The 15,738-nt window shown below is 64.9% G+C and carries 14 protein-coding genes; 4 read left to right on the top strand and 10 right to left on the bottom strand.

What is annotated here, in order from left to right; translation table 11 throughout:
* The first annotated feature begins 58 nt into the window (after positions 1-58).
* The 3 genes from NG898_RS11440 (at position 59) to NG898_RS11430 (ending at position 3,132) form a co-directional block, all read left to right on the top strand.
* Positions 59-790 carry a Crp/Fnr family transcriptional regulator gene (locus NG898_RS11440; protein WP_252692393.1) on the top strand — a complete coding sequence of 244 codons (732 nt, stop codon included), beginning with the start codon at positions 59-61 and terminating at the stop codon, positions 788-790.
* 95 nt (positions 791-885) lie between these two features.
* Positions 886-2,136, top strand: coding sequence for an MFS transporter (locus tag NG898_RS11435; protein WP_252692514.1), 1,251 nt, complete (start codon positions 886-888; stop codon positions 2,134-2,136).
* A gap of 183 nt (positions 2,137-2,319) precedes the next feature.
* Positions 2,320-3,132, top strand: a complete 813-nt coding sequence (locus NG898_RS11430) for a ferritin-like domain-containing protein (protein ID WP_252692392.1) — start codon at positions 2,320-2,322, stop codon at positions 3,130-3,132.
* 80 nt (positions 3,133-3,212) lie between these two features.
* Here the strand turns inward: NG898_RS11430 and NG898_RS11425 are convergent, their stop codons facing one another.
* The 6 genes from NG898_RS11425 to NG898_RS11400 all read right to left on the bottom strand — a co-directional run bounded on the left by NG898_RS11425 (position 3,213) and on the right by NG898_RS11400 (position 11,697).
* The gene (locus tag NG898_RS11425) at positions 3,213-4,373 is read right to left on the bottom strand and encodes a porin (RefSeq protein ID WP_252692391.1); all 1,161 of its coding nucleotides are present in this window, start codon (positions 4,371-4,373) and stop codon (positions 3,213-3,215) included.
* A 392-nt stretch (positions 4,374-4,765) separates the two neighbouring features.
* Positions 4,766-5,350: a response regulator transcription factor gene (locus tag NG898_RS11420; protein ID WP_252692390.1), complete on the bottom strand. Its 585-nt coding sequence runs from the start codon at positions 5,348-5,350 to the stop codon at positions 4,766-4,768.
* A gap of 140 nt (positions 5,351-5,490) precedes the next feature.
* On the bottom strand, positions 5,491-7,479 hold the full coding sequence (locus NG898_RS11415) for a methyl-accepting chemotaxis protein (RefSeq protein ID WP_252692389.1): 1,989 nt from the start codon (positions 7,477-7,479) through the stop codon (positions 5,491-5,493).
* 121 nt (positions 7,480-7,600) lie between these two features.
* Complete coding sequence (locus NG898_RS11410; protein WP_252692388.1) at positions 7,601-10,366, bottom strand: bifunctional glycoside hydrolase/polysaccharide deacetylase family protein; 2,766 nt, start codon at positions 10,364-10,366, stop codon at positions 7,601-7,603.
* 117 nt (positions 10,367-10,483) lie between these two features.
* Positions 10,484-10,711 (bottom strand): hypothetical protein, encoded by a 228-nt coding sequence (locus NG898_RS11405; RefSeq protein WP_252692387.1) that lies wholly within the window; start codon positions 10,709-10,711, stop codon positions 10,484-10,486.
* 197 nt (positions 10,712-10,908) lie between these two features.
* A complete protein-coding gene (locus NG898_RS11400; RefSeq protein WP_252692386.1) occupies positions 10,909-11,697 on the bottom strand; it encodes an SDR family NAD(P)-dependent oxidoreductase in 789 nt (262 codons plus the stop codon).
* Positions 11,698-11,978: 281 nt separating this feature from the next.
* On the opposite strand from NG898_RS11400, the gene NG898_RS11395 reads away from it, so the two are divergent.
* Positions 11,979-12,467: a MarR family winged helix-turn-helix transcriptional regulator gene (locus tag NG898_RS11395; RefSeq protein ID WP_252692385.1), complete on the top strand. Its 489-nt coding sequence runs from the start codon at positions 11,979-11,981 to the stop codon at positions 12,465-12,467.
* A gap of 95 nt (positions 12,468-12,562) precedes the next feature.
* Here the strand turns inward: NG898_RS11395 and NG898_RS11390 are convergent, their stop codons facing one another.
* The 4 genes from NG898_RS11390 to NG898_RS11375 all read right to left on the bottom strand — a co-directional run bounded on the left by NG898_RS11390 (position 12,563) and on the right by NG898_RS11375 (position 15,682).
* Positions 12,563-13,261 (bottom strand): response regulator, encoded by a 699-nt coding sequence (locus NG898_RS11390; protein ID WP_252692384.1) that lies wholly within the window; start codon positions 13,259-13,261, stop codon positions 12,563-12,565.
* A 144-nt stretch (positions 13,262-13,405) separates the two neighbouring features.
* On the bottom strand, positions 13,406-14,356 hold the full coding sequence (locus tag NG898_RS11385; RefSeq protein ID WP_392397850.1) for a S1C family serine protease: 951 nt from the start codon (positions 14,354-14,356) through the stop codon (positions 13,406-13,408).
* Positions 14,353-14,940 (bottom strand): hypothetical protein, encoded by a 588-nt coding sequence (locus tag NG898_RS11380; RefSeq protein WP_252692383.1) that lies wholly within the window; start codon positions 14,938-14,940, stop codon positions 14,353-14,355. The genes NG898_RS11385 and NG898_RS11380 overlap by 4 nt, the downstream gene beginning before the upstream one ends.
* Before the next feature lie 133 nt (positions 14,941-15,073).
* A complete protein-coding gene (locus NG898_RS11375; protein WP_092976554.1) occupies positions 15,074-15,682 on the bottom strand; it encodes a TetR/AcrR family transcriptional regulator in 609 nt (202 codons plus the stop codon).
* Positions 15,683-15,738: the final 56 nt, after the last annotated feature.

Genomic DNA, 15,738 nt, shown 5'->3' with positions numbered 1-15,738 from the left:
GCGGCTAGCGGACCATTCTCTGCCCGGCGCTTGCATGCAGACTGTCAAGCGTTTGACAATGATCGGACCGCCCTCGCCGCATCCTGCCGCCATGCCCGCAGACGCCTCCCATACCGCCGCCGCGCCCACGCCCGCACAGCTCGCGCAGGGCTGGCTGCGCGACGCCCCCGCCGATCTGCTGGCCGAGATCGCGCCCACCGCGCGCCTGATCACCTACCCCGACGGCGAATGCATCCACCCGCACGGCGGTCCCGCACAGGGCATGTTCCTGATCGTGCGCGGCCGCGTGCGCATCAGCCGGACGACCGACGGCGGCAGCGAACTCGTCTACGGCGTGCTGCGCGCGGGCGAATGGTTTGGCGAGATCGCGCTCATCGACGGCGGCGGCCGCACGCACAGCGCCCATGCGCAGGGGCCGACCACGCTCATCCTGCTGGGCAGCGCGGCGTTTGCGCGCGTGGTGTCGGCCTATCCGGCGGGCATGTGGGCGCTGATGCAGCAGCTCTGCCAGCGCATCCGCCTGATCTTTGACGAGTTCGAGCACGCCAGCGAAATGCCCGCCGATGCGCGCCTCGCCCAACGGCTGCTGCAGCTCGCCCGTGCCGGCGATGGCCGCACCGTCGCCGCCAGCAATGAAGAGCTGGGCCGCATGCTCGCACGCTCGCGGCAGACGATTTCCAAGTACCTGCAGGCGTGGCAGCGCGCAGGCTGGATCCGCTGCCATTACCGGACGGTGGAGGTCGTCGACACGGCAGCTTTGCGGATGCTGATCGACGGCCACGCTTCCTGAGCGCGCCCTGCGCAGGGGGCACGCGCGCCGCAACCTGCGCCGATAGAATGGATTCTGGCCGCGCAGATCTGCCCGCCTCCACCGCACCCACCTCCATGAACCCCATGTTCTCGCCCGGCTCGCCCGAGGGCCGGCGCCTTGTGTTGCTGCTCGGCCTCGCGCAGATGGTCTCGTGGGGCACGCTGTACTTCAGCTTCACCGTGTTTCTGGCGCCGATGCACGACACGCTCGGGTGGGCGCGGCCGTTTTTGGCGGGCGGATTCTCTCTCGGGCTGCTGGTCTGGGCGCTGTGCTCGTTTTGGGTCGGGCGCGCGCTGGACCGCTGGCCTGCGCGCCGCGTGATGGCTGCAGGAACGGTACTGGCGGCCGGCGGCCTGCTGGCGTGGTCATTCGTCTCAGATGAGACGGCCTTTCTGCTGCTCTGGCTGCCGATGGGCTTGGCGATGGCCACTACGCTCTACGACCCGGCCTTCGTCGTGCTTCGCCAGGCGTTTGGCGATGCGTATCAGCGCCCGATCATCGGCCTCACGCTAATTGCCGGGTTCTCCAGCACGCTGTGCATTCCGCTCGCGCAATGGGGCGTGGAGCACCTCGGCTGGCGGCACACGCTGCAGCTTTTTGCGCTGGCGCATGTGCTGATCTGCTTGCCGATCCATGCGCGCCTGCGCGTGCGGCCGCCCATGCTCGCCCCTGCAGCAGCGCTTGACCCGGCAGCAGCGGTGCATGCGTCGGCATGGCGCATTGTGTTGCGCTTGCCGGTGTTCTGGGCGGTGGTGCTGGCCTTCGTGGCCACCAGCCTGATCGCCACCGTGCTCGGGGCGCACCTGATTCCGCTGTTGACGGAGAAAGGCGTGCCGACCAGTCGCCAGTTGCTGATCGCCGCGCTTATCGGTCCCGCCCAGGTGCTCGGGCGGCTGGCCATGATGCGGTCGCGCCCGGCGCACCCGGTGCGCATTGCACCGTGGACGTACGGGGCCATGGCTGCAGCCCTCGTCTTGCTGGCGCTGTCCAGCGGGCCGCTACTGATCGTATTTGCGCTCGTCTACGGGGCAGCCAACGGCATCAACACGATGGTCCGCGCGATTGCGATGCCGGAGCTGGTTTCGCGCAACCAGTATGCCACGCTCAACGGCCTGATGATGACGCCCGTGCTGCTGGCGCAGGCCAGCGCCCCTTGGCTGGGCGCACTGCTCTGGCGGGCCAGCGGCGGCTATGCAGCGGTCGAATGGGCGATGGTGACGGCCGCCCTCGTCGCGCTCGTGGCCTTCGCCTACGGCTTGCGAAGCGCGCAAAAACGCACCGTACCCACCGCTGCGACGCGCACCAAGGTGACGCAATCGCCATGACGCATTCACCACTTTCAACGCAGAAGATTGCTTTTAGGAACCTTTGTAAGCGCACATCTGTCTTGAAACATGGGACGTGATGTTTCATTCTCATAGCAGAGGCGGTCCGCTTTTTGCGAGACTGCCGACGGAGGAAGCGCCTTGTCACAGGTTCATCTGGAAACATCAACTGAGAGCGAGTTCATGCCGTGGTCGATCCAGGAGATCGCTTACGACAGCATTGACGTCGCACGCGTACGCGAAAACGGCACGCTGTTCTACCTTGTTGCCAGTGCGTCGTTTGTCGAGAGCGGCTCCGACCTCTATGCCGGCAACCTCGCTCAGTACTACGCGGATCGCCCCGAAACCGCGCACTGGCTGATCCACCATTGGGAACGCGAAGAGCTTCAGCACGGCCGTGCACTGCGCCGCTACGTTGAAACCGTCTGGCCCGAGTTCGACTGGGAGCGCGGCTACGCCCGCTTCTTCGAGGAATACTCTGTCACCTGTTCGGTCGACCAGTTCGAACCCACGCAGGCGTTGGAAATGGTCGCGCGCTGCGTCGTCGAAATGGGCACCGCCACTTTCTATCGGGCCATCGCCCAAGCTGCGGCTGAAGCCGATGAACCCGTGCTGCGCGACCTCGCCAGCCGCATCTCGGCTGATGAAGTGCGACATTACAAACACTTCCTGCGTTTCTTCAACGAGTGCAACGCGAGCGAAGGCGTCGGCCGCGCACGCGTGCTCAAGGCGCTCGCCTCACGCTTGCGTGAAATCAAGAATGAAGATTCGATGATCGCCCTGCGCAACGTGCTGCGCATCGAGCGCGGGCAGGAGGACGTGCCTGAAGCCGATGTCCGCGCACTGAACTCGCGCGTCAGCGCGCTGGTGCGCTCTTATCTGCCGCTGGATATGGCGGCCAAGATGTTGCTCAAGCCGCTGCACCTGCGCCCGGGCTTCGAGCGCTCGATCCGGCCGCCGTTGGTGGCCGTGGTGCGGCGGGTGATCCTGCACTAGATCGCCGCGCACGAACGAGGCGCCAACAAAAAACCCGGGCCGAAGCCCGGGCTTTTTGTCTCTAACCGACAGAATGCTGATTAGAACTTGTGGCGAATACCGACCACGGCACCCAGTTGGCTGCCATCGAACACTTGGTTCTGGTTCGATTGCAGCGTCGACAGGTTCGACGAGCCGCCGTTGATACCGGCAACGCCCAGAACCGAGTTGCCGCTGTTCTTGGCATAGGCCACGTTCAGATACGCATCGGTGCGCTTGGACACGGCATAGTCAGCCCCGACCACGAACAGCCAGGGATTGCCAACGCTGGTATTCGCCGTATTGCTAGCCAGAGCGCCCAGTACTTCGCTGTTCTTGAACGTCTGGTAGTACGCCGTACCTGTCAGCGTCAAAGCCGGCGTCGCTTGATAGCCGGCGCCGAACCAGTACAAGTTCGAACGCAGGTCGCCATTGACACCGGTCGAGCCCAGGTCATGGCTCATCTTGTACCAACGGTAGCCGGCGTAAAGCTTGGCCGGACCGACAGCGTAGGTTCCACCGATGGTGGCGCGCTGCTCTTTCAGGTCAGCCATGAAACCGTTGCTGAAGACGGCATTGCTAACGCCATTCGACTGGTCATACACGGCACCAACCGAGAACGGGCCGCTGGCATAGTTCAAGCCAGCGCTCCACTCACGGCCCAACTTCGTCACGCCAGCTTGCTCGTTGCCGTCGCGGTTGAACGCGTACAGGACGGATGCGGTCAGGCCGCCAAAGGTACCGGCGTACTTGATAGCGTTGTCAGCACGGCCAGCCAGGTAGGCATCTTGCGAAGCGATCGAATAGCGCGAGGAGATCGCCATCGGGTCGTATTGCAGCGCGAAGTCGTACAGCAGATTCTGCTGGCGGCCCAAGGTCAGTTGGCCCCACTGGCCCTGCAGGCCGACGTAGGCAGCGCGACCGAACAGGCGGTTACCTTGCGCCGAATGGCCGTCGTCGATGTTGAAGCCGCTTTCCAGGTTGAAGACGCCCTTCAGGCCACCGCCGAGGTCTTCAACGCCACGCAGGCCCCAACGCGAGCCGGACATGTTGCCCGACTGCATGGCGAAGCGGGAGCTGCCACTCGTTCCGGCGGCATTCGGCGCCTTGTTGACCCACTCCACGCCGGCGTCGACCACGCCGTACATCGTCACGCTCGATTGAGCGAAGGCGCCAGCCGAAACCAGGGCAGCAGCAGCGGCCGCAAACAGCTTGATCTTCATATCGTTTTCCTTAAAAAAACTATCGCGGGTATTTGCGATCGGCGGCCATTATGTATTCCGACTTCTCGTATTCAGAACTTTCAAAAACAGCCTGTGGTAAATATGAAACCTAAGCATTGATGGAAAAATTATTCATATCAATCAATGCCCTGCGATCGCACGCAGATAGCCGTAAGCACGGCTTACGAGAAGGCAATCCAATGCCTTACGCGACGTAATCCATTAGACCCACAAAGTCATCCAGTCGATGATAAAAATTAAAGATTAAGGCGCGCTTCTTTTCGACTATGATTCACCCCGAAGCGTGAATGACAGTTCCACAGCTTCATATCGACTTTAAGAGACCGCCTAAACAGCGGTCTCTTTTTTTGCCCGTGAACTTTGCCGATCAGTCAGCCGGGGAGCCCGACCTTCCTGGAGATACGGTGCTTGAAGGTGGACACCGTCTTGGGCGAGATCCCCAGGCGCTTGGCGATTTCGGTGTTTCGATGACCTTCGGCCAGCAGTTGGTTCACGCGCATTTCGCGCTGGGTGAGCGTGGCGAGGCCAGCGCCTTCCGCTGCCCCCATCGCGGAAGCAGGGAACGAGAGGTAGCCACGCGCCGCCAGCAGCAATGCCGCCGTCAATGCGGATGTCGCTTCAGATTTCGGCACGTAGGCGTTGGCGCCCGCCAGGAAGGCGAGCCGCGCTTCGTTGCCCGTGGTCTGGGCAGACGTGACCACCAGGCCGATGTCGTGGCGCTGCGCACGCACGCGGCGCACAAGTTCGAGACCGTCCAGGCTGGGCAGATTGATGTCGACGATGGCGAGCTTCGGGCGCGCCGTACGAATCAGCTGCAGCCCCCGCGCGCCGTCAGCCGCCGTCGCCACAAGCTGCAACTGCGGCGACCCGGCGAGCAGCGCCTGGATGGATTCGAGAACGATCGGATGGTCGTCAATCGCGACGACGGAATGGAAGGCTTGATCTGCAGGGGACATGGAAGGCGGTGCCTGAGCGGGTTCCATGCTGCGAGTCCCCCGGGCGGGCCAGGTTCCGCGCGGTACAGGTTTGCACGATTGCCCGTCAAACCTTGTACCGATTGCAACGCCACGTCATCAATTCATGACATCTTGCCGGCTCAGGCGAGCCGGAACACGTCGACCGCGCCGCGTAGTTCCTGGGCTTGCTGACGCAGGCTTTCGGCCGCAGCAGCCGCTTCCTCGACCAGCGCGGCGTTCTGCTGCGTCACCTCGTCCATCGACGTGACCGCATGGTTGACCTCTTCGATGCCTTGCGACTGCTCGCGCGAAGCGTGGCTAATCTCACCCATCAGACCGGCGATGCGTTCCACGCGCGTCACGATGTCCTGCATGGCATCGCCGGCGCCGCGGGCGGCCTCGTTGCCGGCCTGCACTTCTTCAACCGAGCGACTGATCAATTCCTTGATCTCCTTGGCGGCGGCGGCGCTGCGCTGGGCGAGGCTGCGCACCTCGCCGGCCACGACGGCAAAGCCGCGGCCCTGTTCGCCTGCGCGGGCGGCTTCCACGGCGGCGTTCAGCGCCAGGATGTTGGTCTGGAACGCGATGCCGTCGATGATGCCGGTGATGTCCGTAATCTTCTGCGCCGTGGCGTGAATGCCCGACATGGTGCCGACCAGCCGCTCGACCGTCTGCCCGCCGGCATTGGCCGCCTCGCTGGCGGATTGCACCATGTCGTGCGCATGGTGGGCGCTCTCAGCGTTCTGGCGCACGGTCGCGGCCAGTTGTTCGATGCTCGACGCGGTGCGCTCCAGGTTGCCGGCCTGCGCTTCGGTGCGGGCGGAAAGATCCGCATTGCCGGCAGCGATCTGGCCGGTGCTCGACGCGATGGTGGAGGCGCTTGCGCGCACCTTGTCGACGATGCCCGAGAGGCCGTCGCCGACGCCGTTGACGGCGCGCATGACCTGCCCAATTTCATCGCGGCGGGTGGTAGGCAAGCGATGCGTGAGATCGCCCGCAGCCACACGCTGGGCCGCGTCTACCACCTCCGCCAGCGGCGTGCTCACGGTACGGCGCAGCATCCAGTACAGCCCGCCGGCCAGCAGCGCACCGAGCGCCAGACCCAGCAGCAGGAACCGGTTGCGGGCGGCCACCAGATCGGCGTTGAGTTCATCCACGTAAGCCGTGCCGGCAATCACCAGCTGCCAATCGGGGTATTGCGTGAAGACGGTCAGGCGCTCGCGCGCGGTGCCGCCGTCCGTGTCGGCCAGCGCATGACGCAGCGTGCCGTCCTTGCGCGCGATCATTTCGCGCACCCAGGCCTGGCCGGCGGCGTCCTTGGCGTCGAGCAGGTTCTTGCCTTCGCGGTCTTGCGTGTGGTCGATCAGCACCTTGCCCTGATCGGTGCCGGGCTTGCCGTCGATGACGAAATAGCCACCCGTCTTGCCGATGCCGTGTGAGCGGATCTTGTCCTTGAGCAGCGCCAGTTCCGAGCGCACGTCCACACCCACGTAGAGCGCGCCGATCACCTTGCCCGACGCATCGCGCACGGGTTCGTACTTGCTCATGTAGGGCACGCCAAACAGCCACGCCAGGCCGCGGAACGGCTCGCCGGCCATCAGCGCCTTGTAGCTCGGATGGGCGCGGTCGAGCAGCGTGCCGATCGCGCGTTCGCCGTTTTCCTTCTTGAGCGAGGTGGTCACGCGCACGAAATCGTCGCCGGTCCGGGCAAACACGGTGGCGATCGTGCCGCCGGTGCGCGCGAAGAACTTGTCCGGCACGGTGAAGTTGAGGTTCAGCACCGTGTCGCCGCTCTTGAAGGTGGGCGTCGGCTTGCCGGCCACTTCCACGGTCTGCGCCGGGTCCACGCTATAGGGGCCTGGCGCGGCGTCGGCGAAAGCGGTCAGGAAGCGATCGGCCTCGGTGCGCATGGTGCCATCGAACAGGCCGATCATGTCGCGCATGGCGGCCTCCTGGTTGTGCATGGCCGATTGCGTATTGGCTTCCAGCATGCGCAGGCTCGATTGCGAGTTCGCCAGGGCAAACATGCCGAACACCGCCACCAGGGCGATCAGGCCGATCAAGGCCAGCCGGGTGCCAAGGCTCGTGGGGGATTGTGAAACTTCAGATAGGGGCGCAGACGCTCTCATACTTTTTTTCCTGGGGGTCGTCAGTCGAGTTAACAACGGATCGACCCGCAAAAGCTTGAGCGCAAACGTTTTACAAACCGCTTTGTCTGGCAAACCAGACATCTGTCTGCAATCCCGGACGTCACCGGTCGCAGGTCAGCTCGACATGCTGCGGCGTGAGCTTGGCCGGGTTGCCGGCGCCAAGTTCGATGCGCCAGTCAGCCCCGCGCGCGGCGCCCACGTCGCGGCCGTCCACGGTGGCGCGGCAGCGGCCCGCGTTGGCAAAGCGGATGAACGGCCGCGTATAGCCGGCGACATCGACCGACAGCGAGCGACCATCTGCGCTGCGCCGCCAGTTCGAGAGCCGGCCGGTGGCATCGCGCACGTAAGGCTGCGTTGGCGCGGCGCTGTTCAGGGCAAAGCGCGCCGAGCCGCTGGTCAAGTGGACGTAGGTGCCGCCCGGACCCGCCGCGTAGCCCGCCACATCGCGGGCGTCTGCAAGACGCGGCACACCGGGGCCGGCCCAGCGCACGGTGCGCAGATCGCCATTGCCGCGCACGACCCAGGCATCGCCGTCACGCGCAATCGCGATGGCGCGGAAGTCGAGCACCTTGCGGATGTAGTCCGACGCGTAGATCGGCATGACCGGCTGGGCGACCGCCCAGTCGTACACCTGCCGCAAGGCGGTGAGCGAGGCCAGCTTGGTGCCTGAATACATGTGGTAGTAAATGCCGATCGGCTTGAAGCGGTAAGGCTTGTCGGTCAGCTCGAACGTTTCGATGGCCCGCGAGAACCCGTAATACGGGCCGTGCCAGAGGTTGGTGTAGATGTTCTCGTTCTGGTCGGGCGCAAAGACCTGGAACAGGCCATCGCCTTTGTCCACACCAAGCGGCGCCACGGCCGTCCAGCTCGGGTTGGAGCGCGTGATGTAGGTGTCGCCGCCGTTCATGTTCAGCACACCGGCTTCGACCGTCTTCTGCACGGCAATCGGCGGCACCTGGCCGTTGCCGCTCCACAGCAGCACCTTCACGCGCTTGCCTGGTGGCGCCAGCTTCGTGTTGATGTACTGGATGGAGCCGGCGATCTCGCGGTCGAAACTGAAGCGGTAGTTGGGAATCCTCAACGAGAAAGAGGTGTCGCTGCCTTCGGGCGTTGCGGCGGAGGCCGGATCGGGCGGATTGGTGGTGCGCAGCCAGTTGAACGGATGCGAGAACGTGTGGCTGGCCAGTTCGACGTAGGGCTGCGCAAAGATGGCGCGCGCGATTGGCTCAAGTTGCGGCGCGAGCTTCGGGTACACGCCGTCGGCAGCCACTTCACCCTCGATGATCGACACGGTGGTCGGCACCTTGTAGCGATCCAGGATCTCGCGCAGCAGCGCCTGACCGGAAAACTCGCTCGGCGGGAATTCGGTGCGGGAGGCAAATCCGTCGCCGTCGATATGCACGGTCATCAATCTGCGGCCGTTCTCCGTCGTGGTGTCGGGCACGGGCATGGCGGGCAGTTGCAACGCACGGCGCAGAAAATCGAGTGGCTGGACCACCCAGCGCGCCTGGTCGACCTCGGGCATGCGGAATACGCCAAACGGCTGCAGCACATAACCGCCCCACGGCATGATGGCCGCCGCATCGTAGGTGTAACTGCCGGCGGAGAGCCGCAGCAGCGATTGCGCCCCCGCCACGCTGGAATCGACCTGCACCCCCACGGCCATGCGCCGGTCAGGATGGGGCTGCAACTCGAAGCCCATGATCGGATCGCGCGAGACCACGGCAAGCGGCCCTGCCGGCGTGCCGGGCACGGCTTGCAGATCGAACATCTGCGCCGTGGGCGCATCCATGTTCAGCCCGAACTGGTTGAACATCGCCACACGCACGCCGGCGCCCATCGTCCGCCGAAGCCACGACGCCCAGGCGCCCGGCCGGGATGCAACGCCGTCGAACCAGGTAACGACGCCCGCATAGCGGTCGGGCGTGACGGCCGGCAACGGCTTGTTGGCGTCGGCAAATTCGACGCGATAGCCGAGATAGTTGATCGGCATGGCCAGATAAAGCACGGAGGGCGCGGTGTTGGTGCTGGTGCCGGGCTCCTGCGGCTCGACCAGCAGGACGCGGCGCGGCATCACCTCCAGGCGGCCGATGCCGATGAAGTCGGCGCCCGGTGTGGTCGCGTAGCTGCTGACGCCCGCTGCGCGTGCCACGTTGGCGGTCTCGTGCAGACAGGCCCGGTTGTAGTTGGGGCAGTAATCGAGCGCCACCGCGGGCAGGTGGTACTGCGCGCCGATGTTCCGCAGCGTGGCAATGCGCGCAGTGCGGTCCACATCGGCCACATCCTGCAGGCCCTCGCCGCCGGCGCGCTCACGCACCAGGCTTGCCGTCACCACGCCGGACAGCTGCGGTGCGAGCGTTTCGAGCCACGCCGTGCCACCGGCCAGCAATTTGGTCTGCGGCACGCGCGCATGCAAGGCCTGAGCCAGTGCCGCGATGCCGTTGCCCGCATCGGGCGCGCTGCGCTGAAGCGCGTCCAGCCCATCCAGCAGGAAGCCCGCATAGCCTTGCGCCAGCAGCGGCGCAAAAACCTGGTCGATCACATTGGCAGGCCAGGCGCTTGAGCGCATCGCATCGGTCTGCTGCGTCAGGTCTACACGGGCGAACCACAGCGTGGGCGATGGTTGCTTCGGATCGAAACTGCCTGCCGTGGCCGGGTCCAGCACCACCCAATCGAAGGCTTGCAGTTCAGCCACGGGGACATCGCGGCCGTAGTAGAAGGCGATCTGCGGATCAGCGGAAGAAGACGTTGCGGGTTGCTGGGCGACCGCGTTCGCCACGCCAAACACCCACGCCAACGCACAGGTGCCCAGCCACGCGAGCCACCGCCACGCCCGTCTCTTGCCCTCTGCCCGCCTGCCCTGCATCCCGGTCCTCGAAAGTCGATCCGACTTTTATTGTGTCGGGCAGTCGTCCGATTGCAATGTTTGTGGCCACAGCGTGCCCGCCAGGGCACCTCGGGGCGCATGGCGGGCGGTACCGGCTCAGTAGCCGACCACCGTGTACTGCGGGAACTCCGCTTCGAACGCCTTCTCCAGGTTGTCGGCCGTGGCGACTGCAGAGGTGTAGACAGCAGTTGTCGTGCCGCTGTCGTAGGCCAGCGTGACGGCCCAGGCGGCATGGGCCGTGTTGACGCGATCGCGTGCGGCCTGAGCCGCCAGTTGACCAGGGCCGTTGTCAGGTTTGGTTCCGTAGACTTTGCAGTTGGACATGGCAATCACTCCGAAGATGTGGAAGGAATGCCGCCAGCGCACGGGCGAGGACACGCTCGGTCTGGCTGGTCTGCGATCTCGACGATACGGGCGAACAGACGCGCTGCCGGCTTGTCCCGCCGGCATGCACCAGCGACACGGCCAGCGTAAAAGCCGGGGCCGTGCGCCGGAATGGTGCGTTCGTCAGGGCTGACGTTCTAGAACGCCGACTTCACCACGCCGCCGTCCACGCGCAGCGCGGCGCCCGTGGTGGCTGACGACAGCGGGCTCGCCACATAGGCAACCAGGTTGGCCACCTCCTGCGTGCTGGCAAAACGCTTGATGAGCGAGGTCGGGCGCGCCGTCTCGAAGAAAGTCTTCTCGAACGCTTCGAAGCTCTGGCCGCCGGAGAGCTTCTCGACAAACTCATCGACGCCTTCGGAACGCGTCGGCCCCGGCAGCACGGCATTCACCGTGATGGCCGTGCCCGCGGTCAGCTCGGCCAACCCACGCGAGAGGCCCAGCAGCGCCGTCTTCGTCACGCCGTAGTGGATCATCTCCACCGGGATCTGCACGCCGCTCTCGCTGCTGATGAACACGATGCGGCCCCAGTTCTGGGCGCGCATACCGGGCAGATATGCGCGGGACAGACGCGCGCCGCTCAGCACGTTCACGTTGAAGAAGTGCTGCCATTCGGCGTCATCGATTTCCTCAAACGGCTTGGGGTCGAAAATGCCGAGGTTGTTGATGAGGATGTCGACCTTGGGAAAGCGGCCGAGCAGCACTTCCGTCTGCTCCGGGTTGGACAGGTCACCGGCAAAGCCCTCGACCTGGGCGTCGGGCACCTCGGTGCGCAGGCGTGCTATCGCGTCGTCAACAGACGTTTGGGTGCGGCCGTTGACGATCACGCGGGCGCCTTCGGCGGCCAGTGCTACAGCAATGGCATGACCGATGCCCTTGGTAGAGCCGGTCACGAGTGCGAGCTTGTTCTGAAGGTGGAGGTTCATGGCGTTCAAAAAAGGAATATGGAGGAGGACGAGCACGCCACGCCACATGGTGCGCGTTAGTTACGGCGTCGACGTTTCAACCATGATACGAAGCACCGTGGCCCTTGGCAGCCGCAATCGTTTTGCAGCGGTATCCAACGAGATTTGACGATCTGCGTCGGTATCGATCCCGGCTTGACGGCCTGGGCAAGCGACGATTAGTGTGCAATGAAGCACGCCAGCGTTACGGGAACGCGGCGCGCCTTACAAGCCGGATCACCGGCAGAACGGGGAGCACCACCATGAGCATCGACGTACAGACACCTGAGGCCGCCGACACCAGCACCACTGAAGGCGCCTACCAGCTTGACACCATGGACCGCGATACCAACATCGGTCGACTCGTGCATCGGGTCCGACACGCGTTGGTGACGCACATCGACAGTGCCCTGGCATCGCTGGACCTGACGGCCGCGCAGTGGACGGTCGTCATCTATCTGGCCGAAGACCTGGCCACCACGCCGGCCGAGCTATCGCGCCTGCTGCACTACGATCCGGGCGCGATGACGCGATTGATCGATCGGCTGGAGAAGAAGAACATCGTCAAGCGTGCGCCCAGTGATGCAGATCGCCGCTCGGTGGTGGTCTCGCTCACCGAGCAGGGCCGCGCGCTGTATCCGGAGATCCGGCCGCTGATCATCGACGTGCTGAACCACCTGCTGCGCGGGTTCTCACAGGCCGAGGTCAAGCAATTGGAGAACCTGCTGCTGCGCGTACTGCACAACGCCTGACCAGCTCAGGCGTTCGCGGTCCGGTATTCTGAGCCGACGGCGTTGTCGGCCTGGAGGGGTTGCTCGGGCGTGGGGTGTGGGGCGCCGCTCAGCGCTTACTGCCCCTCAAGCTCGTGCTTGATCTTGAACAGTTCGGTATCGGTGCGGATACCCAGCTTGCGAAAGGCGGATTGCTTTTGCGAGCTGATGGTCTTGATGCTGCGCGCGAATTTCTCGGCGATGTCCGTGACCGACATGCCGTCGAGGCAGCAGCGCAGCACTTCGCGCTCCCGCGGGCTGAGTTCGGAGCGATCGAGCAGTACAGCGAGCTTGCCGCCATTCGTGGTGGGCGCAGGCGCATCGGCAGACAGGGCATCGCTCTCCATCTCGGCCGCCAGCGCAGCATTCAGGCGCTTGCCGCCCGTAGCCACCGTGCGGATGGCACGCACCAGTTCCGACAGCTCCTCTTCCTTGCCGACAAACCCGCGCGCGCCGGCATGCATGACCATGCCAACCGTCGCCTTGTTGTGATGCGCCGAGGCCACCAGAATCTTCAACTCCGGATAGCGCACGCGAATCAGGCGGATCAGGTTCAAGCCGTCGATCTCAGTGGGCCCCAGCGAGTAGTCCATGAGCAGGACATCCACCTCGACGGTGTTGTCCTTGAGTGCCTGCACGATTTCGCGGCCCGACGCGAACATGCCGGCGACCTCGATATCAGCCTCCTGCTTCAGGCGCGCAGCCAGACCGTGGCGGACGACCGCATGGTCATCGAGCACGACCACGCGGATCGGTCGGGTTGCGGTCCAATTCATGTTCGCAGGTTCCTATTCGACTTGTTTTGCATGACTGCACAGGCCCGCTTGAAGGGGCACAGCACAGCCAAACGGGTCACATATTAGTGTCTTCATGGCCCGACCTGAACCGGGCTACATCGATGCACGAGGTTGCGCGGGCCTTTATTTGGCCTCGACAACCGTGTCGTCGCGGGCATAGATGGAGCAGTTCTGATAACGCTCCTTGCACGACGACACCGCACGGAATTCAGCGTTCTGGCCCCACTCGTAGACGAATTGATCGTCGTCTGCGGCCACGAAGATTTTCGGCCACGGCTTGCGCAAATACGCTCCAAAGGCGGCTTGCGATTTCGGGCCGAGTTCACCGGGCTTGCGCGGCTGTGGCGCGGCGGCGGCCACGGTTGCCGCTGCAGGCGTGGTGTTTGCCGTCACCGCCGACGCTGCGGCAGCACGCTCGGCCAGCGCCTTTTGCGCGCGGGCGGGCACATCGTTGATCCACTCGGCGGGCGCCGCAAAATTCAGGTTCTGCCCGTAGACGGCAGACACCATGCGCGACGTGATACCGACCAGCCGCGCGTTGCTGTCGAACAGGCCCCCACCGCTGGAGCCCTGCGAGATCGCCGCCGAAGTCTGGATCGCCTTGAGCTCGCCGTTTTCGTCATGCCGCAGCGACGAGATCAACCCCTCGCTGATCGTCAGGTCAAACCCCAGCGGGTTGCCGATTGCGTAGACCTTCTGCCCCGTCACCAGCATGCTGCTCGGCACGATGGTGACGGAGGGGTAGTGGAAATCGGCAACGCGCAGTTGGCACAGGTCGCGCTGCACGTCGGGATACAGCAGGCGTGCACCAAAGCTGGCGTTGCCGCGCTTGAGGCTGACCTGCTTGCCGCCGCGCAGCACGTGGCAGTTCGTCACGGCCAACCCATCGCCGATCACCACGGCGCTGCCGATGGCCAACGGCTGCCCGGCGGCGTTGGACACGCGCACTTCCCAGATGCTGGGCGCGACCTTGGCGAATACCTCGGCCGGCTCCAGCGCGGCCGCCGGCAACGCGGCCAGTGCCGATACCGTGGCCAGGAACGTTCGGATCATGAAGGCAGTGCGGCGGGTCATTGCGGCGTCAGCAGATCGGAAAGGTCGCTCAGCGTGGTCGAGCCGTCCTCAGAGCGCGTTTTGTCGCGCATGAAGGCCACGTCGGCATCGGTCAGGTCGGGGCAGCTTCCGGTGCCCCACGACGGGTTGATGCGGTAAGTGCGATAACGCGCGTTGATGGCGTGCCACGACCGGCCATCGTCAGACTCCGCCACGCCGGCACGGCACACATGCGCGTTGGTCGGGTAGCTGGCCGTCATCTTGTACTGCTTGCCGGCCTGCGGCACGAACGTCACCGACACGCCGCAGCGGTAGATGAGCGTGCCCGAGGTGCGGATGAAGCTCGCGCCCAGCGCGGTCGGCACACCGGCCAGCACGCGAATCGGCCGCGTTGCATCGGCCGGCTTGAGCGCGGTGCGCGGGTTGCCGCAGTGCTTCGCGTCGTCAAACGTGAGGATGGTGGCGTTGGTGCTGGCCAGCGGGCGGACGAAATCCACCGTGGCGGTGTTGGCGCCGGCTGGCGGCTCCGTATAAGGCGCTGCGCAGCCCGCCAGCCACAGCGCGCCCCCGATTCCGATGGCCGCAGCAATCGTTCGGCTCGTCATACCCTGTTCCCCCGCGAGTCTTGTGTTTGGTGTGTTTGTGCGACTGCGCACAAGTGTAACCAAAGGTGGCCCGGGGGGAAGGCCGGCGAGCCGCACGCGCGTTGCTTGCGCGCGTCGTGTGCTGGGAATCCGCTCAGGCGAGCGCCGCATTGATGCGCGCTTGGGTGCTGCGGCGCGCGCGTTCAAATACCGCCATGTCGCCCATCAGAAACGCCACGTTGGCGTTGGAGCGAAACGATTCGATTTCGAAGACGAGCTGATCGACGTCGACATCGGCGCGCAATTCACCGGCCGCCTGTGCTGCGGTAATCGTCTCGCGAAAACGCGCGCGCACCGACTCGCGATGCCCGCGCACGCGATCCTGGATGGCGCCCGGGCGGGCGCGGTATTCGTAGCTGGCCGCGCAGACAAAGCAGCCGCCCGGCGATGCCCCGCTGGCCACATAGTCGAACCAGCCATCGGTTAGCGCACGCAGCCGGGCAAGCGGGCTTTCCAGCGCCAGCGCTGGTTCAACGACCATCTCGCGGTAGTGCACGACGCCCGCATCCAGCGTTGCCAGTTGCAGCGTTTCCTTGTCGCCGAAGAGCACCTGAATGTTGCCTTTGCCCACGCCCGCATCCGTGGCCAAGCGGCCGATGGTCAGGCCCTCAAGCCCGTCGGTGGAGGCAATGGCGGTGGCGTGCTCCAGCACCTGGGCGCGCGCACGTTCGCCACGCTGGCGGCGGCCGTCGGTTTCGTTCATGGCAATGCCCTATCGATGAATGGGGTCAACGCAATCGGCGCTTGACGTGGCCCGAT

The sequence above is a fragment of the Ralstonia mojiangensis genome (genome assembly GCF_023955645.1).
Lineage (GTDB): Bacteria > Pseudomonadota > Gammaproteobacteria > Burkholderiales > Burkholderiaceae > Ralstonia > Ralstonia mojiangensis.
The sequence above is the reverse complement of the archived record's forward strand: the minus strand, read 5'-3'. Positions and strand labels throughout refer to the sequence as shown.